The organism is Mesorhizobium sp. M0590 (assembly GCF_040320905.1).
GTDB lineage: Bacteria > Pseudomonadota > Alphaproteobacteria > Rhizobiales > Rhizobiaceae > Mesorhizobium.
The window spans coordinates 257,527-277,767 of the sequence record NZ_JAMYQN010000002.1 but is presented as its reverse complement, the minus strand read 5'-3'; the positions used below and the strand labels follow the sequence as shown (position 1 = coordinate 277,767).

The following is a 20,241-nucleotide window of genomic DNA, read 5'->3' as shown; positions in this document are numbered from 1 at the left end:
GCTGCTAGAAGGCTTTCGTTTTCAGGCATGTGAACGCCTGAATCGTGCAAAATCTGAGACAAGGATGAGGTCATGGCGCCCCGTTCCGCCGAGATAAGCCGCAAGACCAGGGAAACCGACATCGCCGTGTCGGTTCAGGTCGACGGCTCGGGCAAATCCGACATTTCGACGGGCGTCGGCTTCTTCGACCATATGCTGGACCAGTTGTCGCGCCATTCGCTGATCGACATGACCGTGAAGGCCAAGGGCGACCTGCACATAGACGACCACCACACGGTCGAGGATACGGGCATTGCGCTCGGCCAGGCGCTGGCCAAGGCATTGGGCGAGCGGCGCGGCATCATGCGCTACGCCTCGATCGATCTCGCCATGGACGAGACACTGACGCGGGCGGCAATCGATGTCTCCGGCCGGCCTTTTCTGGTCTGGAATGTTTCATTCTCGTCGCCGAAGATCGGTACGTTCGACACCGAGCTGGTGCGCGAATTCTTCCACGCGCTGGCGCAGAATGCCGGCATCACGCTGCATGTCACCAATCATTATGGCGCCAACAACCACCACGTCGCCGAGACCTGCTTCAAGGCCGTGGCGCGTGCGCTGCGTTCGGCGCTTGAGCGCGACCCGCGCCAGCCGGACGCGGTTCCCTCCACCAAGGGATCCCTGAAAGGATAGCGTCATGGCCATCTATGTCGTGATGGAGCCGCCAGGCCGCAGCGAAAGCGTGGACACTACCTTTATCCGTGACGGCTTTGCCTGGCTCGGCTTCTTGGTGCCGCCGCTGTGGCTGGCCTGGCACCGGCTCTGGGTCGAGGCGGCATTGGCGTTTGTCGCCATGGGCCTGCTCTCGATGCTGGGCGAAAGGCTGGACCTGGAAACAGCCGGCTCGCTTTTATCCCTGCTTGTCATGCTCTTTGTCGGACTGGAAGGGCAGGCCTTGCGGATCGCAGCCCTGCGCCGTCGCGGCTGGCATGAATGGGGCGTGGTCGAGGCCGATAGGCTCGACGACGCAGACGTCCGCTATGCATTGGAAGCCGATGCTCAGTCGGCTGAACAACCGACGGTGCAACGCATCGTCCCAGACGCAGCACATGCGCGGTCGGCGCAGATGGGCCTGGCGCTGGGGCTGAACCATATTCCGGGAAAGCCCTGAGATGAGGGTGGCGATCATCGATTACGGGTCGGGCAATCTGCGCTCGGCCACCAAGGCCTTCGAGCGTGCCGCGCATGAAGCCGGCATTGCCGCCGCGATCGAACTCACCGCCGATGCCGAGCGGGTCAGGACCGCCGACCGCATCGTCCTGCCCGGCGTCGGCGCCTATGCCGATTGCGCCGCTGGACTGCGTGCGGTCGCCGGCATGTGGGAGGCGGTCGAGGAGGTGGCGATCGCCAAGGCACGGCCGTTCCTCGGCATCTGCGTCGGCATGCAGCTGATGTCGGAGCGAGGCCTGGAAAAGACCGTCACAAAGGGCTTTGGCTGGGTCGCCGGCGACGTCAAGGAGATCACGCCGGCCGATCCGACACTGAAGATCCCGCAGATCGGCTGGAACACGATTGACCTGAAGCGCAAGCATCCGCTGTTTTCCGGCATTGCGACGGGTGGCAAGGGACTGCACGCCTATTTCGTCCACTCCTACCATCTCGATGCACGGAAGGAGGATGAGGTGCTGGCGGTTGCCGACTATGGCGGCCCGGTAACGGCCGCTGTCGCCCGCGACAACCTAGCCGGAACGCAATTCCACCCCGAGAAGAGCCAGGCGCTGGGCCTGGCGCTGATCACCAATTTCCTAGGCTGGAGGCCCTGAACCATGAGCAAGAAGGGCTATTGGATGGCAATGGTCGATGTCCACGATCCCGAGATCTACAAGCAGTACATCGAAGCCAATGCTGCGGCTTTCGCGAAATACGGCGCGAAGTTCCCGGTGCGCGCCGGGCGGTACACCAGCCCGGAAGGACCGGCAGGCGATCGCCACGTGGTGGTGGAATTCGAATCCTATGAAAAGGCGCTGGAATGCTACGGCTCGCCTGAATACCAGGAGGCCTTGAAGTACAGGTTCGCCGGCTCGACCGGCCACTTTGTCATCGTCGAAGGCGCCTGAACGTGTTTCTGTTTCCGGCGATAGACCTCAAGGACGGCAAATGCGTGCGCCTCAGGCATGGCGACATGGCGACCGCAACCATCTACAATGACGATCCCGCCGCTCAGGCGCGCGCCTTCGAAGAGCAGGGCTTCGAATGGTTGCACGTCGTCGACCTCAACGGCGCCTTCAAGGGCCAGAGCGTCAACAGCGCCGCGGTCGGCGCCATCCTGAAGGCGACGAGCAATCCGGTGCAGCTCGGCGGCGGCATCCGCACCCTGGCGCAGATCGAGGACTGGCTCGACCGTGGGCTGGCCCGCGTCATTCTTGGCACCGTGGCGGTGCGCGATCCGGATCTGGTCAGGCAGGCCTGCAAGGCATTCCCGGGCAAGATCGCCGTCGGCATCGACGCCAAGGGCGGCAAGGTCGCGGTCGAAGGCTGGGCTGAAGCCTCGAGCCTCGGCGTCATTGAACTGGCGAGGAAATTCGAGGGTGCCGGCGTCGCCGCCATCATCTACACCGATATCGACCGCGACGGTGTGCTGACCGGTATCAACTGGGACGCCACCATCGATCTCGCCGACGCGGTGTCGATCCCGGTTATCGCCTCGGGCGGGCTCGCCTCGATCGCCGACATCGTGCGCATGACCATGCCCGATGCCCGCAAGCTCGAAGGCGCGATCTCCGGACGCGCCCTCTACGACGGCCGCATCGACCCGGCCGAGGCATTGGCGATCCTGCGTGGCAAACCGATGGCAGGGGTGTGAAACGTGAAGGTCTCGATTATCGTTGCTCCCTACGACAGCGGGCACTATCACGAAGGGTGCGGCCAGGGGCCGGACGCCATCATCGGCGGTGGGCTGGTCGAAGCCCTGACCGTGGCTGGCCATGACGTCGCCGTCGAAGATATCGGCAAGGTCGGAGACGAGCAGGGGCGCGAAATTGCAACCGGCTTCGCCGTCTGCAACGCCATCGCGACCAAGGTTAACCTCGCCCGCGATGGAGGACGCTTCCCCATTATCCTTGCTGGAAATTGCCTGACCGCCGCCGGTGCGGTCGCCGGTGAAGTTGCGGATTCGATCATCTGGATCGACCAGCATGGCGATCTCAACACGCCGGAGACGTCCTCCTACGGCTTTCTCGACGGCATGGCGCTGGCGGCGACGCTCGGGCTCTGCTGGCATCCGATGGCGGCAGCAATTCCGGGGTTCCGGCCGATAGACCCGGCGCGCTGCATGCTGGTCGATGCCCGCGACCTCGATCCCGACGAAAAGCGACTGCTGGAAACTTTGCCGATCGTGCGCACCGAATGTGCCGGTGCACTCGATATGATCGGAAAGCTCACGGCGACAGGGACTGTGCGGGCGCATCTGCATCTCGACCTGGATGTCCTCGATCCGGATGTGTTGCAGGTGAACCGCTACGCGCACCCGGGCGGCCCGAGTCCGGAACAGCTGCGGCAGCTTGCCTGCGGACTGGCCAGGTCAATCCCAATCGTCGGCGTGACGCTCTCGGCCTACGACCCGGCCTTTGATTCCCAGTCCGAAGTTCCGCCCGTCGTCGGCCAGCTGCTTGTCGACTTTCTTGCGGCGATCGAGAGGATCTGATGCTGAAAGCCCGCGTCATCCCCTGTCTCGACGTCAAGAACGGCCGTGTCGTCAAGGGCGTCAATTTCGTCGACCTGGTCGATGCCGGCGATCCCGTCGAAGCGGCAAAAGCCTATGACGCGGCCGGCGCCGACGAGCTCTGCTTTCTCGACATCACCGCCTCGTCGGAAAACCGCGAGACCATTTTCGATGTCATCGCCCGCACCGCCGAACAATGTTTTATGCCGCTGACCGTTGGCGGTGGCGTCCGTCAGGTCGCCGACATCAGGAAGCTGCTACTGGCCGGCGCCGACAAGGTATCGATCAACACAGCGGCGGTGAAGACCCCAAATTTTGTCGCCGAGGCTGCCGACAAATTCGGCAACCAGTGCATCGTCGTCGCCATCGATGCCAAGAAAGTGTCCGCTGCGAGCGAGGCTGATCGCTGGGAGATATTCACCCATGGCGGCCGCGAGAAGACCGGCATCGACGCCGTCGAGTTCGCTCGGCGAGTGGTCGATCTCGGCGCCGGCGAGATCCTGCTAACATCGATGGACCGCGACGGCACCAAAGCCGGCTACGACATAGCCCTTACCCGCGCGGTCGCCGATGCCGTACGCGTGCCGGTCATCGCTTCCGGTGGCGTCGGCACGCTCGACCACCTTGTCGAAGGCATTCGCGACGGCCATGCCGGCGCGGTGCTGGCGGCGTCGATCTTCCATTTCGGCACCTACAGCATCGCCGAAGCCAAGCTGCACATGGCTCAGGCCGGACTGCCGATGCGGCTGGACTCGCCGGGTAATCGGTCCTAGAGCCTTTCCGGCTAAGAAGAGGCTGTAAACGCCGTCATGACCGAGTTCTCGCTCTCCGATCTGGAGAAGATTATTGGCGAACGCGCACGTTCCGGCGATCCGGATTCGTGGACGGCCAAGCTCTTTCAGCGCGGCATGAGCAAGGCAGCGCAGAAATTCGGCGAAGAGGCGGTCGAAACGGTGATCGCAGCCGTCAGCGCCGATAGGGCCGCGCTTGTTTCGGAAAGCGCCGATCTCATTTATCATTGGCTTGTCGTTCTCGGCATAGCGGACATTCCGCTGAGCGATGTGCTCAACGAGCTTGAACGCCGCACCGGTCGTTCGGGCATCGCCGAAAAGGCGTCTCGGCTGGACCGGGGCTGATCGCTGCGGAGGAACTCGATGGACCAGCTCGCTCCTACCGAGAAGTATTCACCCTATCGTTTCTTCTCGGCCGAGCAATGGTCGCGGTTCCGCGCCGATACGCCGATGACGCTCACCGAGGACGAGGTCCGTCGTCTGCGGTCGCTGAACGATCCGGTCGATCTCCACGAGGTCGAGCGCATCTATCTTTCGATGTCGCGGCTGTTGTCGGCTCATGTCGAAGCCAGTCAACTCCTGTTCAGGCAGCGCCAGGCCTTCTTCAACGCGCTGGACGCGGCCAAGACACCGTTCATCATCGGCATTGCCGGTTCCGTCGCGGTCGGCAAATCGACCACGGCGCGCGTGCTAAAGGAGCTGCTGGCGCGCTGGCCGTCGAGTCCCAAGGTCGACCTGGTCACCACCGATGGTTTCCTGCTGCCGAACGAAGTCCTGCGCCGCAACAACCTGATGGAGCGCAAGGGCTTTCCCGACAGCTACGACGTCGGCGCCCTTCTGCGCTTCCTGTCCGGCATCAAATCGGCGCAGCGCAACGTCCGCGCGCCGGTCTATTCGCACCTGACCTATGACGTTATCCCGGGCGAGTTCCAGACCATCGACCGGCCCGACATCCTGATCTTCGAAGGCATCAATGTCCTGCAGCCGGGCAAGCTGCCCAAGGACGGCAAGATCGTGCCTTTCCTGTCGGATTTCTTCGACTTCGCCATCTATATCGATGCCGAGGAGGCGCTGATCCATCACTGGTATATCGCCCGCTTCATGCGGCTGCGCGAAACCGCCTTCCGCGACCCGGCCTCCTTCTTCCACCGCTATTCGCAACTTTCCGAGGATGCGGCCCGCGCCATCGCCGAGGGCCTGTGGACCAACATCAACCTGAAGAATCTGCGCGAGAATATATTGCCGACCCGCGCCCGTGCCGATCTCATCCTGCGCAAGGGCGCCAACCATCTGGTCGAGGAAGTGGCGCTCAGGAAACTGTGAAATCCCGGGACATTCCTTAAAGTCATCTTAACCCAGTCTTTCTATTGTCGGGCCTGATCTGCGGGCTCGGCAAACAAATGAATGCGCCATTCCTAAACATCGATCGGCCGGCAGCTGACCGCATCGCACGTCCGGGCAGCGGCGGCGCAACGATTGCCCTGATCGTGCCTGTCCACAATGAGGAAGGCGCAATTGCTCCATTCCTGAAGGCGGTATGCGAAAGCACCGCGCCGCTGAAGGACAAAGGCGTTGCCCTCGAGTTCATCTTCGTCAACGACGGCAGCAGCGATACGACGCTCGAAAAGCTGATCGAAGCCCAACAAACCGATCCACGCATCCACGTAATCGACCTTTCACGCAATTTCGGCAAGGAAGCCGCGATGACCGCGGGGCTCGACAGCTGCGATGCCGATGCAGCGATTCCGATGGATGTCGATATGCAGGATCCGCCGCATGTCATTCCGCTGCTTGTGGAAAAGTGGCGCGAGGGTTTTGAGGTTGTTCTGGCCAAGCGAGCCAATCGGTCGAGCGACAGCTTTCTCAAGCAGCGCTCCGCCTCGATGTTCTACCGCGTTCACAACTGGATCGCGCAGCAGAAGATCCCGCACGATGTCGGCGACTTCCGTTTGATCGACCGCCAGGTCATCCAGGCGCTGCGGTCTTTGCCCGAACGCCGTCGTTTCATGAAGGGCCTGTTCGCCTGGGTCGGGTTCCGCACCGCAAGCGTCGAATATGTCCGCGATCAGCGCATCGCCGGCCAGTCGAAATTCTCCGGCTGGAAGCTGTGGAACTTCGCGCTCGAAGGCATCACCAGCTTCTCCACCGCTCCGCTTGAAATCTGGACCTATGTCGGCGCGACGATTTCCGCGCTGTCGTTCCTCTACGGCCTGCTGATCGTCGCCAAGACAATGATCTTTGGCGTTGATGTGCCCGGCTACGCCTCCCTGCTGGTCAGTGTTCTTTTCCTTGGCGGCATCCAGTTACTCGGCATCGGCATCATCGGACAATACCTCGGCAGGGTCTACGCCGAGATCAAGCAGCGTCCGATCTACATCGTGCGCCGCAAATATGAGGGAATGAGCTGATGGAGATCGACGCCTACCGACAGATGGCCGCCACCGAAGACGAGCATTGGTGGTTCTGCGGGCGTCGCGCCATCGCCGAGGCGGTCATTCGCAGCATCGGCCTGCCTGAAAACGCGCGCATCGTCGAGATCGGCGCCGGCACCGGCGGCAACATCCGGATGCTGGAGCAGTTCGGCGCAGTGACGGCAGTCGAGATGAGCGATCTCGCGCGCAGGATTGCCTGGGAAAAGACCGGCCGCGACTTCCTCGCCGGACATCTGCCGGACAACATTCCTGTCGCGCCGCAAAGCTGCGACCTCGTCTGCCTGTTCGACGTGCTGGAGCATGTCGCCGAAGACGAGGCGTCGCTTGCCGCGATCCGCCAAGTGCTGAAACCGGGCGGCAGCGTCGTCCTCACTGTGCCCGCACACCAATGGTTGTGGAGCACGCATGATGTGGGGCTGCATCATATGCGGCGCTATTCACGCAATCTGCTGCGTGAACGAATCGAAAGGGCTGGTTTCGCGATCGACCGGCTGAGCTACACAAATGCCGCGCTCTTCCCGGTAGCGGCGCTGGCACGACTGGTGGACAGGTTGCGCAAGTCGGCCTTGCCAGCCGGCCATGCCACGCCGCCAAAACCACTGAATGCGGCGATGAAGGCAGTGTTTTCGGCGGAAGGCCGCATCATACCAAATGCAAGCTTGCCCTTCGGGGTTTCGCTGCTGGCGGTATTCCGCAAGGACAGCGCCGTCGAAACCGCTCGCCTCGACGAGAAATTGGCAGCTTGACCGCGTCATGGGCACCGGCTCGTATCGTCGACTATCGCGCTTTGCGCTGATTGGCATCGCGTCGACGCTGATCTACGCCGTTTGCGCTTTTCTGCTGTCGCGTGGACAGGCAACGGCGGCCCTGCCGGCGGCGCTCACATCGTTTGCGGCCTACGCCGTCGCCGCGCTGTTCTCCTACACCGGGCATAAATATTTCACGTTCACCTCGGGCGGCAGCCACGCGATGGAATTGCCCCGCTTCCTCCTGCTCACCGCTTCCGGCCTCGCCGTCGCGATCGCCCTGCCGGGGCTTTTGACCCAGATGCTCGGCGTCCCTGCCGCAATCCCGATCCTGCTCACCTGCATTGCCGTGCCGGTCATCAACTATGTCGTCCTCGGGCGGTGGGTGTTTCGTGGTCTCTAGCGCGCGATCCCTCAGTGAACTGCTGCCCGGCGCCAACCGCTTCTCGCCCTTTGTGGGCGTAGCGGGTGCACCGTTGCTGCTGGCCAGTCTGGTCGTCACATACGCCGTCTGGCTATCGACCGTTGCAATTCCGACCAATGTTGACGTGTCGTGGCTTCTGGTCGTCTGCGACCGCCTGCTTGGCGGAGAGCGGCTCAACACCGACATCGTGGAGACCAACCCCCCTTTCTCGATCTGGCTCTACATGCCGTTCATGCTCCTGGAAAAGCTCACTGGCATGCGTGCGGAATTCTGGCTGACGCTTGGCGTCGTTTGCCTGAGCCTGGCCAGTCTTTCCGTTTCCGTCCACATTCTCTCGCGCGATGAACCGGTCTACCGGCAGCCCCATGCGCTGTGGGCGGCAGCGGCGGCCCTGTTTTTGATCCTGTGTTTCATGCCGGATCAATTCGGCCAACGCGAGCACTTCGCATTGATTACCATTCTGCCTTGGGTGGCGTTGCAATGCACACGTCAGCGGAACCTGGATTTCAGCGCGGGCTCGCGCCTGGAGCACATGGTCGCGGGCTTCGGCGCGGCGGTCGTGGTCATGGTCAAGCCGCCCTATTTTGTGCTGGCCTTCATGTTGCCGTCGCTCTGTCTTGCGCTTGAAAGGCGGTCGCTGAAACCGCTCTTCGTCGCAGAGAACCTGGTGGGCGCTGCGATCGTGGCCGCCTATATCGCGTCCATCGCGCTCTTCGACCGCGCTTACGTCAGCGACGTCCTGCCCTTGGTCAGGGAGGTCTATCTTCCGTTGAGGGCCTCTGCCGCCGATATGCTGGCAAACTGGCCGAAAGTGGTGCTGCTTCTGGCCGCCGCCACCGTGCTTGCGGCCGGCGGCCTGAGAAAGACGAACTGGGACGTCAGGATTCCGCTCCTGACCGCCCTGGGGTTCATTCCGGCCTTCATCGTCATGGGCAAGGGTTGGCCCAATCACGCGCTGCCGATGGTCGTTGTTGCGACACTTGCATTTGGCATCCAGCTTGTGCGGTTCGGCACATTCGGCAGTGCAGGCTTCGTTCGCAAGGCCGCCCTGATCTTCGGCTGCGTGCTGGTGCTGCAAATAGCGGTCCGGGCACAGTACGCGGCGCTGACGACGGATAACGGCCCGATCGCCCGGTCTGTCGCCGCGATCCGCGCAACGGTCGAAACCCCGACCATCATGTCGATTGCCGACCAGATGCAGGTTGCCCATCCCCTCGCCAGGCTGGTCGGCGGCAGGTTCATATCACGCCATCCGAGCGCCTGGGCGGTCTCCAACGCGGACACGCTCGCCCGCGTCACCGGCGATCTCGAACGGAGACCGGAACTTGAAAGCATCCGCGATCGGGTGATCGGCGAAAACGCCGCCGAGATATCAGCGAAGAAGCCCGATATCGTGCTGTCAGGCTCGCCCGCGTGGACTGCCCTGATGCTGCAGGACAAGCGGATCCAGGTCGCCTTGGCCGACTATCGTCTGCTGCACGCCGAGCCGGAAATCACTGTCTATCTGCGTTACACGGCGCCTGCGCCGCTCCACACCGATTGAGCAGGAGCCCCCCGGAAACCCATGACACGGCTGGATCCAATCGCTCCGCTGGACGACATATGGCTCGATCTCGAGAGCCTCGGTGCAACAGCATGAGCGTCTCGAACGACATTGGCGGCTTGAGCCGCTGGCGCGACCGGGATATTGCGGCGTCGCTGCTTCCTAGCCGCAATGTCCTGGCCATTGCCGCAGTCACCGTCTTCTCGATCTTCTGGCAGCGACGTTGGGGGACTGTTCCCGACACTAGCTGGCTGATCACGGTCTGCGAGCGTATGCTGTCCGGTGAGCGGCTTTACTCGCAAATCTACGAGACCAATCCCCCATTCAGCGTCTGGCTCTATCTGCCGCCAGTGGCTGCGGCCAGATTGCTGGGTACCGCCCCGGAAATCCTGGTTGAGGCCTGGACATACCTTGCCGTGTTTATCGGACTTTCGCTCTCGGGCGTGATCGTCAAGCGTGCGGGTTTCACCGAAACTGCATCATTGTTTGCACTGGGGCCAGCGTTTTGCGCAATGTTGGTGGTCTTCCCCGGAAATGCTTTCAGTGAGCGGGAGCATATCGGCATGGCACTTTTCATGCCGCTGCTTGCGCTTCATGCCTGGCGCGCGCGCAGAGATGCAGCTGCCCAACCAGACCCCGGGCTCGCCGTACTCGCCGGCCTGTCGGGCAGCATTCTGCTGCTGGTCAAGCCCTACTATGCGATCATGGTGTTGGCGCCGGCGCTGGTCGTTGCAGTGCGCCGGCGCAGTCTGAAATCGATCTTCGCCCTGGAACACTGGGTCATTGGCGGCATCTGCGTTGTCTATCTCAGCACGGTCACGCTGATCCATCCGGAATTCGTGCGCGACATCTATCCCCTCTTGGCGGACGTTTATGCAAAGATCGGCATCTTTTGGCCGATTGTGATCGGCTACGGTTTCTCGTGGTGTTTCCTTGTCTTCCTGATCTGGTGGCTGTGGCCTGCCAGGCGGTTTCCAGAGCTGGCGGCGGTTGCGTTGGCGGCATCGATCGCTGGCATGTTTCCCCTGTTCTACCAAGCCAAAGGCTGGTCTTATCATGCCTATCCCGCGATCTTTTGCGCTGTGGCAGCCATTTTCTGCCTGCTAGCACTGCCCAGGATCGTGCAGCAGCCGTCGAAGCTGTTGACGTTCGTGACGGCTCCTTCGCGAGCTTGGGCATTGGCGGCGGTGGCAATCGCTTTCTTGCCGTACTGGAGCACCCAGAAACCAGGGCCGGCGCTGGTTGCCGCAATTCGCGCCGCCACCGATCGGCCGACCGTAGCGTTGGTCAGTTCGGATATTTCCTCGGGACATCCGTTGAACCGTATGATCGATGGGCAGTTCGTTTCGACCCACGTCAGCGATTGGCTTGGAGCGTTCGCACTTTCCCTGTCCCGGCAGGCAGCTCTCTCGGGTGACACCGCCGAAGCCATGCGTTACCAAGCCATCATGGCGCGCTACGTCGAAAGCAAACGCGAAGAGTTCGTGCGTCTGCGCCCGGATATCGTCGTCTTCAAGAAAAACAACACGATGTGGACAAGCCAACTGATGGGGCATTTTGGCTTTGACGCCATCCTGGCGCACTACCGCATTCTTATCGAGGACGAGACCGAGCGCATCTATCTGCGCGACGATTATGTCCGCCCGGGCCCCCGGCCACCCGAACAGCCTATTTCGGCATCGTCACCCGTCGCAGCGTCAGATTGATGCGGCCGCCACTCCTGAGCAATGCCGAGGTCGACGGGTAGATACGGTCGACGCCGTGAAAGCAGAGCCGCCCTTCGCCGCCAAGCACGACGACGTCGCCGCTCCTCAGCCTGAACGATTTGGTGGCGCCGTCGCGCGTCGTCTGGCCGACCCGGAACAGGCAATCGTCGCCGAGCGACACCGAGACGACAGGCGCGGAGAAATCGCTCTCGTCGCGGTCCTGGTGAAGACCCATCTTGGCATCCTGCGAATAGAAATTGACCAGGCAGGCTTCCGGCGGGTGCGCATAGGCAGATACATCCCGCCACAGTTCGAGCAGCATCTCCGGGATCGGCGGCCAAGGCCTTCCGGTCACCGGGTGGGTCGGCTGGTAGCGATAGCCGTGCTCCTTGTCGGTGACCCAGCCCAGCGGACCGCAATTGGTCATGCGCACGCTCATCTCCTTGCCGGTACGCGGCATCGCCGGCACGAACAGCGGCGCGTTCTGCACGACCTGCCTGATATCTTCCACCAGCACTTCCTGCATGGCGCGCGACAGGTAGCCGGGCATATGGCGGACGCCTTTGGGCAGTACGAGCATCGCGTCGCTTAATCCGTTGGTCTGGAGAAATCAGAATGCCACCGTCAAATGAAAACGGCGACCCGAAAGCCGCCTCCGACGGTGGCTGCGCGCTTTAACCGGCGATCTGAGATCCGAAGCCGCTTCGGCTGTCACTCATCCCCGACCCGGCCGCGCAGTTTCTTGATCGAGCCGCGCCCGGCCTTGCTCTTGAGCCGTCTTTCGACCGCGCCTTTAGACGGCCTGGTCTTCTTGCGCGGCGGTGGTGGTGGTTCGGCGGCCTTGGCGACCAGTGCCGTCAGCCGCGCCCGGGCGTCCGCCCGGTTCTGCTCCTGGGTGCGGAAGCGTCCGGCTTCGATGACGATGACGCCGTCCTTGGTGGCGCGCTGGCCGGCAAGCTTGATGGTCCGTTCGCGCACCCGCTCCGACAGGCCAGCCGCATTGGCGGCATCGAAGCGCAATTGCACTGCCGTCGCCACCTTGTTGACGTTCTGGCCGCCCGGGCCGGACGAACGGATGAAGTCCTCGTGCAAGTCGCCCGGATTAATCACCGCATCGTCGGTAATGATGATCTTGTCGTCGGCGTTCATGCCGCACTCATGGCGCGGCAGGCGAAAAAAGAAAAGGCCCGATCGAAGCCGGGCCTTGAAGCATCACCCGGGGCGACGGCTATTCAGCCGCTACCTGCATGCGTGGTGCGGCGCCGAGCACGGTGGCGTCGACATGGGCTTCGAACTTTTCGAAATTGTCGACGAACATGCCGACCAGCCTTGCCGCCTGCCGGTCGTAGGCGGGCTTGTCGATCCAGGTCGATCTAGGGTCGAGAATGGCGCGGTCGACGCCGGCAACCGTCACCGGTACGTCGAAACCGAAATTGGCGTCGGTGCGGAAGTCGGCCGCTTTCAGCGAGCCGTCGAGCGCCGCCGCAAGCAGCGCCCGCGTTGCTTTGATCGGCATTCGCTTGCCGGTGCCGTAGGCGCCGCCGGTCCAGCCGGTGTTGACCAGCCAGCAATCGACGCCTTGGCGGGCGATGAGCTCGCGCAACAGATTGCCGTATTCCGACGGATGCCGCGGCATGAACGGTGCGCCGAAGCATGTCGAAAATGTCGCTTCGGGTTCCGTAACGCCCTTCTCGGTCCCCGCCACCTTGGCGGTATAGCCGGAGAGGAAATGGTACATGGCCTGCGCCGGGGTCAGCCGCGCGATCGGCGGCATCACACCGAATGCGTCGGCGGTCAGCATGATGATGTTCTTCGGGTGGCTGGCGCGCCCCGTCTTGCTGGCGTTGGGGATGAAGTGGAGCGGGTAGGCGCAGCGTGTGTTTTCGGTCAGCCCGCCGTCGTCGAAATCCGGCACGCGGCCTGCGTCGAGCGCCACATTCTCCAGCACCGTGCCGAAGCGCTGGGTGGTGGCGAAGATCTCCGGCTCGGCTTCGGCCGAAAGCTTGATCGTCTTGGCATAGCAGCCGCCCTCGAAATTGAAGATGCCGTGCGGTCCCCAGCCATGCTCGTCGTCGCCGACCAGCGTGCGCGACGGGTCGGCCGACAACGTCGTCTTGCCGGTCCCGGAAAGGCCGAAGAAAACGGCCGCGTCGCCGACGGGCCCTTCATTGGCCGAGCAGTGCATCGGCATCACACCTTTTGCCGGCAGCAGATAGTTGAGCACGGTGAACACCGACTTCTTCATCTCGCCGGCATACGAGGTACCGCCGATCAACACGATCATGTGCGAAAGATCGACGGCAATCACCGTTTCGCCGCGCGTGCCGTGGCGGGCGGGATCGGCGCGGAACGACGGCAGGTCGATGATCGTCAAATCGGGCATGAAATGCTCGAGTTCGGCGGCGGCCGGTCGGATGAGCAGATTGCGGATGAACAAGGAGTGCCAGGCAAGCTCCGTGATCACCCTGGTCGGCAGCTTCAGCTCCTCGTCGGCGCCGCCGACCAGGTCCTGCACATAAAGGTCCTTTCCAGCCGCGTGGGCGCGAAAATCGCCAAGCAGCGTATCGAACTGGATCGGCGAAATCGCTTTGTTGTTGTCCCACCATACATGCGGCGCGGTGCTTTCGTCGCGCACCACGAATTTGTCCCTGGGCGAGCGGCCGGTGTGCTGCCCGGTCTCGGCGGCAAGCGCGCCATGCGCGGTGAGTCGGGCCTCGCCACGGCGGATTGCCTCCTCGTAGAGCGCGGCCGCGCCGAAATTATAGCGCACCACGCCCGTGGTTCTTAGGCCGATCCGATCGATTGCACATGCAGGATTGCGTTTGCCGGCTTCCGACATGGGTGTCCCTTCTTCGATTTACCGCGTCTTTACCGGCGAATTCCGGAACTCCCATTGCAGGAGCTAAAAACGTCAAAACCAGAAAAGGCGAATGATATCAAATCATTAATCGATTTAAATATTTTGAAAGTTGTTTAAATCGTTTATATGTGCAAAAACACTGATGGTTGCCCAAAGGATTGGCGATGTTCATTCGTCCAATCCATATCGAGGTACAATTGTGGCCGTCGACATGCCGCGCGTGACAGCGGATACAGCCTATGCCACATTTTGTACCTAATTTGTCCTGCAAAAGCCCCTTCTCGACGAAAGAAGGGACAGCTCATGAGGGAGCCGCTTGAAATGGCAACAATCGCGCTTGTCGACGACGATCGCAACATTCTGACTTCGGTTTCGATCGCCCTCGAATCCGAGGGTTATCGGGTCGAAACCTACACGGATGGGGCATCGGCGCTGGAGGGACTGGCGGCGCGCCCGCCGAACCTCGCCATCCTCGACATCAAGATGCCGCGCATGGACGGCATGGAGTTGCTGCGCCGGATGCGTCAGAAATCCGACCTGCCGGTGATCTTCCTGACCTCCAAGGACGATGAGATCGATGAACTGTTCGGCCTCAAGATGGGCGCCGACGACTTCATCCGCAAACCCTTCTCGCAGCGTCTTCTTGTCGAACGCGTCCGCGCCGTGCTGCGACGCGCCAGCACCCGCGAGGCGGCTGCCAAGGCGCCCAACCAGCAGGCCCGGTCGCTTGAGCGCGGCCAGCTTGTCATGGACCAGGAGCGCCACACCTGCACCTGGAAGGGCGAGCCGGTGACGCTGACCGTCACCGAGTTCCTCATCCTGCATTCGCTGGCCCAGCGTCCGGGCGTTGTAAAAAGCCGTGATGCGCTGATGGATTCGGCTTATGATGAGCAGGTCTATGTCGATGACCGCACCATCGACAGTCACATCAAGCGGCTACGCAAAAAGTTCAAGGCCGTTGATGATGACTTCGAAATGATCGAAACCCTTTACGGAGTCGGATATCGGTTCCGCGAAGCTTGAGTCGAGCGGGAGCTGCTATTCGATGGCAGTGCAAGTAGAGCGAGTGAGACGGTCGGGCGCCGCCAGGCGCCCGCCGCGGATTCTGCCCGCCTTCGTGTCGAAAATTACGGTGCCGATGCGCCGGTTTCTCGGCCATCACATCTTTTCCAGCCTGACGCGGCGTATCCTCTTTCTCAACCTTGCCGGCCTTGCCGTCCTGGTCACCGGCATTCTCTATCTCAATACCTTTCGCGACGGGCTGATCGACGCCCGTGTCGAGAGCCTGATGACTCAAGGCGAGATCATCGCCGGCGCGATCGCCGCCTCGGCGACGGTCGAGACCGATTCGATCAGCATCGATCCGGAGAAGCTGCTCGAGTTACAGGCCGGCGAAAGCCTCGGCCCGGGCTCCGATCAGCTCGATAACCTCGATTTCCCGATCAATCCGGAGCGCGTGGCGCCGGTGCTCAGGCGGTTGATCTCGCCGACGCGCACCCGCGCCCGCATTTACGACCGCGACGCCAACCTGCTGCTCGATTCCCGCCATCTCTATTCGCGCGGCCAGATCCTTCGCTACGACCTGCCGCCGGTCGAAGAGGAACAGCCAGACCTTCTGGAGCGCATCCAGAAATTCGTCTTCGATTTCTTCCGCAACAAGCAGCTGCCCGTCTATCGCGAGCAGCCGGGTGGCAACGGCGCCGCGTTTCCGGAAGTGGTCAAGGCGCTTACCGGCAGCCCGTCGACGATCGTGCGGATCTCGGAGCAGGGCGAGCAGATCGTTTCTGTGGCGGTGCCGATCCAGCGCTTCCGTGCCGTTCTCGGCGTGCTGATGCTGTCGACCGAAGGCGGCGACATCGACAAGATCGTCGCGGCCGAGCGCAAGGCGATCCTGCGCGTGTTCGGCATTGCCGCCCTGGTTACCGCCATCCTGTCGATGCTGCTGGCCTCCACCATCGCCAACCCGCTGCGCCGGCTTTCCGCGGCGGCGGTCAGGGTTCGCCGCGGCGTCAAGAACCGCGAGGAAATCCCCGACTTCTCCGACCGCCAGGACGAGATCGGCAATCTGTCGATCGCCGTGCGCGACATGACCAATGCGCTCTACGCCCGCATCGAGGCGATCGAAAGTTTTGCCGCGGATGTCTCGCACGAGTTGAAGAACCCGCTTACCTCGCTGCGCAGCGCGGTGGAGACATTGCCGCTGGCCAGGAACGACAATTCGCGCAGCCGGCTGATGGATATCATCCAGCACGATGTGAGGCGGCTTGACCGTCTCATCACCGATATTTCCGATGCCTCCCGTCTCGATGCCGAGCTGGCGCGGGAAGATGCGGGAACCGTCGACCTCAAGAAGTTCATCACCGATCTGGTCGCCGTCTCGCGCGAGGCCACGCGCAACAAGAAGGCGGTCGAGATCGAATTCAAGGTCGCCAAACTGCCACAGGGCGTGAAAGGCTACTTCGTCGTCGGTCATGACCTGAGGATCGGCCAGGTGATCACCAACCTGATCGAGAATGCCCGCTCGTTCGTTCCCGAGGAACGTGGCCACATCACCATATCGCTGGCGCGCGCCGGCAAGTTCAACATCGTCACCATCGACGACAATGGACCCGGTATCCGTGCCGATAACATCGACCGCATTTTCGAGCGGTTCTATACCGATCGGCCGGCCGGCGAGGCGTTCGGTCAGAACTCGGGCCTTGGCCTGTCGATATCCAGGCAGATCGTTGAAGCCCATGGCGGCACGCTGAGCGCCGAGAACATCCCGGGCACCAAGCCTGGCGAGATCAAGGGCGCGCGCTTCGTGGTGACGCTGCCGGCGGAAGGCTGACGGATGAATTCCAATCACGCCTGGTCCTATTGTGCAGCCTGAAAATATTCACGGCACCGCGATCCTGATAGGTGATCGCGGCATTCTCATCACCGGACCGTCCGGCTTGGGCAAGACGACGCTGGCGCTCGCCTTGATCGATCATTGCAGCCAGCGTGGGCTGTTTTCCCGGCTGATCGGCGATGACCAGCTCTATGCTGCAGATTGCGACGGGCGGCTGGTCTGCCGCGCACCAGCCAGCATAGCCGGCCTCGTCGAGGTGCCGGGATTCGGCCCCAAACCGATACGGTTCGAGCCAAGCTGCGTGATCGACCTCATTATCCGGCTGGTGCCAGCCGGCAAAATGGCCCGCTTCCAGGAAGACTGCAGCGAACTCGTTGTCGGCGTACCAGTGCCGCGCATTGATCTTGCCGGGCGCAATGTAGCGGCGGCCTTGCCGGCAGTGATGTCGCGCCTGTCGATTGCGCCTTTCCTGTGATCCGATTTCGATTTTTTGCTGCAATGCGTCAAATTGGCTTGGGCCGGCGCAATTTTGGGCTTGTCAACAGGCCTTGCGTCGACAAGATAGCGCTCCCGCCACCTGGAACGGTCGGCGAGCATAAAATGCGCCTGTGAAGCGGCGATGACGGGAGCCACCAAAGAATGATCGGACTCGTGCTTGTAACGCACGGTCAACTGGCCGCCGAGTTCCGCAATGCCGTGGAACATGTCGTTGGGCCACAAGACAATTTCGAGACCGTGGCGATCGGTGCCGACGACGATATGGAACAGCGCCGCCGCGACATTATCGACGCGGTCGGCCGCGTCGATACGGGATCAGGCGTCATCGTTTTGACCGATATGTTCGGCGGCACGCCCTCCAACCTCGCCATTTCCGTGATGGAATCCGGGCGCATCGAGGTCATTGCCGGCATGAACCTGCCGATGCTGATCAAGCTGTCCAGCGTTCGCAAAGGCGACAACATGACGGCCGCGCTGGATGAGGCGCAGGCTGCCGGCCGTAAATACATCAATGTCGCCAGTCAGCTCCTGAGCAGCAAATGAGTGCCCTGTTGCCGGAAAAGGACAAGATCGTTCGCGACTTTCCGATCGTCAACCAGCGCGGCCTGCATGCGCGCGCCTCGGCCAAGTTCGTTCAAATCGCCAGCGGCTTCAACGCCACGGTCCAGGTCGAGAAGGACGGCGTCAAGGTCGGCGGCACCTCGATCATGGGCCTGATGATGCTGGCGGCGAGCCCCGGTTATTCGATCCGCGTCACCGCCACCGGCCCGGAGGCCGAAGAGGTCATCGATGCGCTGGAGCAACTGGTTGCTTCCCGTTTCGGCGAGGAGTGCTGACGGCTTCGCCGACGGCACCTGCTGCGGCATGTTCGGGCGCAACCTTGCGGCGGTGAAGGAAATCGCATTTTTGCGCGACCGTCGCGTATTTTGTTCTTGCTTTGTGCCGGCAGCTATGCTACTAATCTCGCTATGGTGCCAATTGGCCCCGAAGACCCGCCCGCCGAGGCGGGTTTTTTGTTTCCGGCTTTGAAAGTGTTGCCGATCTGAGGTCTGAGGGACGGCCACCTTGGACAGCACCCCTTCTGCGCGCTCTCATGGCCGCCGTAGCTGAAGACATGCACGGATAAAGATTTCTTTATATCCCATTGTCGTCCGACTCCCGATCTGCTAGTCAGGCCGGCAACTCGCGCCCTCCGACACGCCTTCGGGGCGGGCGCGTCCCGCAATCAATTCGCATCGGAGCACTGCCATGACGGGTAGCAAGGACTATGTGGTCGCAGACATCGCGCTTGCCGGCTGGGGCCGCAAGGAGATCGAGATCGCCGAAACCGAAATGCCGGGCCTGATGGCCTGCCGCGAGGAATTCGGCGACAAGAAGCCGCTCAAGGGCGCGCGCATCACCGGCTCGCTGCACATGACCATCCAGACGGCGGTGCTGATCGAAACGCTTAAGGCGCTCGGCGCCGATATCCGCTGGGCTTCCTGCAACATCTTCTCGACCCAGGACCACGCCGCCGCGGCCATTGCCGAGGCCGGAATTCCGGTGTTTGCCGTCAAGGGCGAGACGCTGGAGGACTATTGGGTCTACACCGACAAGATCTTCCAGTGGGCCGATGGCGGCACCTCCAACATGATCCTCGACGACGGTGGCGATGCCACCATGTACATCCTGATCGGCGCCCGCGCGGAGGCCGGCGAGGATGTGCTGTCCAATCCGGGCAGCGAAGAGGAAGAGATCCTGTTTGCCCAGATCAAAAAGCGCATGCAGGCATCGCCCGGCTTCTTCACCAAGCAGAAGGAAGCGATCCGCGGCGTCACTGAAGAGACGACGACCGGCGTCAACCGGCTCTATCAGCTGCAGAAAAAAGGCTTGCTGCCGTTCCCGGCGATCAACGTCAATGATTCCGTCACCAAGTCGAAATTCGACAACAAATATGGCTGCAAGGAATCGCTTGTCGACGGCATTCGCCGCGGCACCGACACGATGATGGCCGGCAAGGTCGCGGTTGTCTGCGGCTATGGCGACGTCGGCAAAGGCTCGTCGGCTTCGCTCAAGGGCGCCGGCGCCCGCGTCAAGGTCACCGAGGTCGATCCGATCTGCGCGCTGCAGGCGGCGATGGACGGTTTCGAGGTGGTCACGCTCGAGGACGCGGCGCCGACGGCCGACATCGTCATCACCACCACCGGCAACAAGGACGTCGTTACCCTCGACCACATGCGCCTGATGAAGGACATGGTGATCGTCGGCAACATCGGTCACTTCGACAACGAGATCCAGGTGGCCTCGCTGCGCAATCTGAAGTGGACCAACATCAAGCCTCAGGTGGACATGATCACCTTCCCGGACGGCAAGCGGATGATCCTTTTGTCGGAGGGCCGTCTGCTCAACCTCGGCAACGCCACCGGCCATCCGAGCTTCGTCATGTCGGCGTCCTTCACCAACCAGGTGTTGGCCCAGATCGAGTTGTACACCAAGCCCGGTCAGTACGAGAACCAGGTCTATGTCCTGCCGAAGCATCTCGACGAAAAGGTCGCGCGCCTGCATCTCGACAAGCTCGGTGCCCGCCTGACCGAACTGTCCGGCGAACAGGCCGCCTATATCGGCGTCACTCCGCAGGGACCGTTCAAGCCGGAACACTACCGCTATTAACCACGGCGAAACTTGCCACTAGATATTGAAGCCGGGCAATTGACTTTTCGCCCGGCTTT

At 62.1% G+C, this 20,241-nt stretch carries 23 protein-coding genes; 20 read left to right on the top strand and 3 right to left on the bottom strand.

Going from position 1 to position 20,241, the window contains the following annotated elements; all coding sequences use genetic code 11:
* The first annotated feature begins 72 nt into the window (after window positions 1-72).
* The 14 genes from hisB to NKI52_RS04975 all read left to right on the top strand — a co-directional run bounded on the left by hisB (window position 73) and on the right by NKI52_RS04975 (window position 11,342).
* Complete coding sequence (gene hisB, locus NKI52_RS05040; protein ID WP_352590768.1) at window positions 73-672, top strand: imidazoleglycerol-phosphate dehydratase HisB; 600 nt, start codon at window positions 73-75, stop codon at window positions 670-672.
* Window positions 673-676: 4 nt separating this feature from the next.
* Window positions 677-1,150, top strand: coding sequence for a DUF2628 domain-containing protein (locus tag NKI52_RS05035; protein WP_352697233.1), 474 nt, complete (start codon window positions 677-679; stop codon window positions 1,148-1,150).
* A 1-nt stretch (window position 1,151) separates the two neighbouring features.
* Window positions 1,152-1,802 carry an imidazole glycerol phosphate synthase subunit HisH gene (hisH, locus tag NKI52_RS05030; RefSeq protein WP_023677533.1) on the top strand — a complete coding sequence of 217 codons (651 nt, stop codon included), beginning with the start codon at window positions 1,152-1,154 and terminating at the stop codon, window positions 1,800-1,802.
* Window positions 1,803-1,805: 3 nt separating this feature from the next.
* The gene (locus NKI52_RS05025) at window positions 1,806-2,096 is read left to right on the top strand and encodes a DUF1330 domain-containing protein (RefSeq protein WP_352697231.1); all 291 of its coding nucleotides are present in this window, start codon (window positions 1,806-1,808) and stop codon (window positions 2,094-2,096) included.
* 2 nt (window positions 2,097-2,098) lie between these two features.
* The gene (gene hisA / locus NKI52_RS05020; protein WP_352454816.1) at window positions 2,099-2,842 is read left to right on the top strand and encodes a 1-(5-phosphoribosyl)-5-[(5-phosphoribosylamino)methylideneamino]imidazole-4-carboxamide isomerase; all 744 of its coding nucleotides are present in this window, start codon (window positions 2,099-2,101) and stop codon (window positions 2,840-2,842) included.
* Window positions 2,843-2,845: 3 nt separating this feature from the next.
* A complete protein-coding gene (locus NKI52_RS05015) occupies window positions 2,846-3,682 on the top strand; it encodes an arginase family protein (protein WP_352697229.1) in 837 nt (278 codons plus the stop codon).
* Window positions 3,679-4,473, top strand: a complete 795-nt coding sequence (gene hisF / locus NKI52_RS05010; RefSeq protein ID WP_023677537.1) for an imidazole glycerol phosphate synthase subunit HisF — start codon at window positions 3,679-3,681, stop codon at window positions 4,471-4,473. The genes NKI52_RS05015 and hisF overlap by 4 nt, the downstream gene beginning before the upstream one ends.
* 36 nt (window positions 4,474-4,509) lie before the next feature.
* Entirely contained in the window at window positions 4,510-4,836 is a 327-nt protein-coding gene (locus NKI52_RS05005; protein ID WP_352697227.1) for a phosphoribosyl-ATP diphosphatase, read from the top strand.
* Window positions 4,837-4,854: 18 nt separating this feature from the next.
* On the top strand, window positions 4,855-5,814 hold the full coding sequence (gene coaA, locus NKI52_RS05000; protein ID WP_352451662.1) for a type I pantothenate kinase: 960 nt from the start codon (window positions 4,855-4,857) through the stop codon (window positions 5,812-5,814).
* Between the two features lie 77 nt (window positions 5,815-5,891).
* Complete coding sequence (locus NKI52_RS04995; protein ID WP_352454814.1) at window positions 5,892-6,899, top strand: glycosyltransferase family 2 protein; 1,008 nt, start codon at window positions 5,892-5,894, stop codon at window positions 6,897-6,899.
* A complete protein-coding gene (locus NKI52_RS04990; RefSeq protein WP_352576335.1) occupies window positions 6,899-7,669 on the top strand; it encodes a class I SAM-dependent methyltransferase in 771 nt (256 codons plus the stop codon). The genes NKI52_RS04995 and NKI52_RS04990 overlap by 1 nt, the downstream gene beginning before the upstream one ends.
* A gap of 7 nt (window positions 7,670-7,676) precedes the next feature.
* Window positions 7,677-8,072, top strand: coding sequence for a GtrA family protein (locus tag NKI52_RS04985; RefSeq protein WP_023677541.1), 396 nt, complete (start codon window positions 7,677-7,679; stop codon window positions 8,070-8,072).
* Complete coding sequence (locus NKI52_RS04980; RefSeq protein WP_352697225.1) at window positions 8,062-9,636, top strand: hypothetical protein; 1,575 nt, start codon at window positions 8,062-8,064, stop codon at window positions 9,634-9,636. The genes NKI52_RS04985 and NKI52_RS04980 overlap by 11 nt, the downstream gene beginning before the upstream one ends.
* Window positions 9,637-9,728: 92 nt before the next feature.
* Window positions 9,729-11,342, top strand: a complete 1,614-nt coding sequence (locus NKI52_RS04975) for a hypothetical protein (RefSeq protein ID WP_352697223.1) — start codon at window positions 9,729-9,731, stop codon at window positions 11,340-11,342.
* On the opposite strand, the gene NKI52_RS04970 is transcribed toward NKI52_RS04975, so the two are convergent.
* From NKI52_RS04970 to NKI52_RS04960, 3 genes are all read right to left on the bottom strand, one after another.
* On the bottom strand, window positions 11,305-11,922 hold the full coding sequence (locus tag NKI52_RS04970; protein WP_352454809.1) for an alpha-ketoglutarate-dependent dioxygenase AlkB family protein: 618 nt from the start codon (window positions 11,920-11,922) through the stop codon (window positions 11,305-11,307). The two genes, NKI52_RS04975 and NKI52_RS04970, sit on opposite strands and share 38 nt — an antisense overlap.
* A gap of 131 nt (window positions 11,923-12,053) precedes the next feature.
* Window positions 12,054-12,491 carry an alternative ribosome rescue aminoacyl-tRNA hydrolase ArfB gene (gene arfB / locus NKI52_RS04965; RefSeq protein ID WP_023677545.1) on the bottom strand — a complete coding sequence of 146 codons (438 nt, stop codon included), beginning with the start codon at window positions 12,489-12,491 and terminating at the stop codon, window positions 12,054-12,056.
* A 79-nt stretch (window positions 12,492-12,570) separates the two neighbouring features.
* The gene (locus tag NKI52_RS04960) at window positions 12,571-14,181 is read right to left on the bottom strand and encodes a phosphoenolpyruvate carboxykinase (RefSeq protein ID WP_352568486.1); all 1,611 of its coding nucleotides are present in this window, start codon (window positions 14,179-14,181) and stop codon (window positions 12,571-12,573) included.
* Between the two features lie 342 nt (window positions 14,182-14,523).
* Between NKI52_RS04960 and NKI52_RS04955 the strand changes: the two genes are divergently transcribed.
* The 6 genes from NKI52_RS04955 to ahcY all read left to right on the top strand — a co-directional run bounded on the left by NKI52_RS04955 (window position 14,524) and on the right by ahcY (window position 20,182).
* On the top strand, window positions 14,524-15,225 hold the full coding sequence (locus tag NKI52_RS04955; protein ID WP_023677547.1) for a response regulator transcription factor: 702 nt from the start codon (window positions 14,524-14,526) through the stop codon (window positions 15,223-15,225).
* Window positions 15,226-15,247: 22 nt separating this feature from the next.
* Window positions 15,248-17,032 carry a sensor histidine kinase gene (locus NKI52_RS04950; RefSeq protein WP_023677548.1) on the top strand — a complete coding sequence of 595 codons (1,785 nt, stop codon included), beginning with the start codon at window positions 15,248-15,250 and terminating at the stop codon, window positions 17,030-17,032.
* 31 nt (window positions 17,033-17,063) lie between these two features.
* The gene (locus tag NKI52_RS04945; RefSeq protein ID WP_352568484.1) at window positions 17,064-17,510 is read left to right on the top strand and encodes an HPr kinase/phosphorylase; all 447 of its coding nucleotides are present in this window, start codon (window positions 17,064-17,066) and stop codon (window positions 17,508-17,510) included.
* 164 nt (window positions 17,511-17,674) lie between these two features.
* The gene (locus tag NKI52_RS04940) at window positions 17,675-18,076 is read left to right on the top strand and encodes a PTS sugar transporter subunit IIA (RefSeq protein WP_254815942.1); all 402 of its coding nucleotides are present in this window, start codon (window positions 17,675-17,677) and stop codon (window positions 18,074-18,076) included.
* A complete protein-coding gene (locus NKI52_RS04935; RefSeq protein ID WP_023677551.1) occupies window positions 18,073-18,369 on the top strand; it encodes an HPr family phosphocarrier protein in 297 nt (98 codons plus the stop codon). Before NKI52_RS04940 ends, NKI52_RS04935 begins: the two co-directional genes overlap by 4 nt.
* Before the next feature lie 412 nt (window positions 18,370-18,781).
* Window positions 18,782-20,182, top strand: coding sequence for an adenosylhomocysteinase (gene ahcY / locus NKI52_RS04930; RefSeq protein ID WP_023677552.1), 1,401 nt, complete (start codon window positions 18,782-18,784; stop codon window positions 20,180-20,182).
* Window positions 20,183-20,241 lie beyond the last annotated feature (59 nt).